At 38.1% G+C, this 729-nt stretch carries 1 protein-coding gene and 1 pseudogene; both read right to left on the minus strand.

The genetic code is table 11. The features are described from left to right. Positions 1-185, minus strand: a pseudogene (locus IAE45_RS18665) (terminase large subunit); the annotation flags it as partial. Beyond that, on the minus strand, positions 182-493 hold the full coding sequence (locus IAE45_RS18670; protein WP_200127894.1) for a P27 family phage terminase small subunit: 312 nt from the start codon (positions 491-493) through the stop codon (positions 182-184). The gene IAE45_RS18670 and the pseudogene IAE45_RS18665, both read right to left, overlap by 4 nt. Positions 494-729: the final 236 nt, after the last annotated feature.

Consider the following 729-nt stretch of genomic DNA (forward strand, 5'->3'; position numbering starts at 1 on the left):
GGGAAATACCATTTCTCACCATAAGCAATGCACTTATCAATCATCACATCATCGAAGTAAACATCATCCCGACTAAGAACATCACGTTCTAAATACTCAATTAAATTTGCTCGCTCTTTGTTAAACTTTATTTTCCCTGATTTGAATTGCTCGATATAGTAATCAACGTGTTTTTGATGAATCATGTTAGATCACTCTCATCGTAATCATCATGATTATCAGTGACTACTTTGCCGTTCAAATCATCAAGGTTAAGGTCTTTACCAAGAGCAATAATTGCACGAGAAATCGTAACTTTTTGAGCGATTGCTGGGTTAGTTTTAAGATACGTTTGAGTGCCGTTAAAGCCTTCGACAATTGGTCCGTATTGCTTAACAGCTTTATCCATTTTTCGATAAAGCCTAACTAAATCAAGGTACCTCTCAACTTTTTCAAGTTCCATCTGATCGTTTACGTCAATCTGTCTCAGCAACTGTTTCTTTAAATCTGACATCTTCAAAGGCTCTCACCCCCCCTAGCAAAAAAATTTTAGTCATAAATTTGGACAGTTGACCCCTCCCACCGGTTCCCTAGATTGGGATTTTACCCCAAAATATTTCGGCCGGGGGTGTGTTAGTCCCCACTTTAGTTTAATTTTCTAACCATTTTTGGGATTCTGTTTTCTTAGGTTGTCACTCACCACCATTCATCATCCCACTTTCTTTTCTTTGGTTGCCCACGATAGTTCAT

Source organism: Enterococcus sp. S53, from assembly GCF_016516865.1.
Taxonomy (GTDB): Bacteria; Bacillota; Bacilli; order Lactobacillales; family Enterococcaceae; genus Enterococcus_D; species Enterococcus_D innesii.

Coding starts and splice junctions, on each gene's coding strand:
- IAE45_RS18670 (WP_200127894.1), bottom strand. CDS start 493: ATGTCAGATTTAAAGAAACAGTTGCTGAGACAGATTGACGTAAACGAT.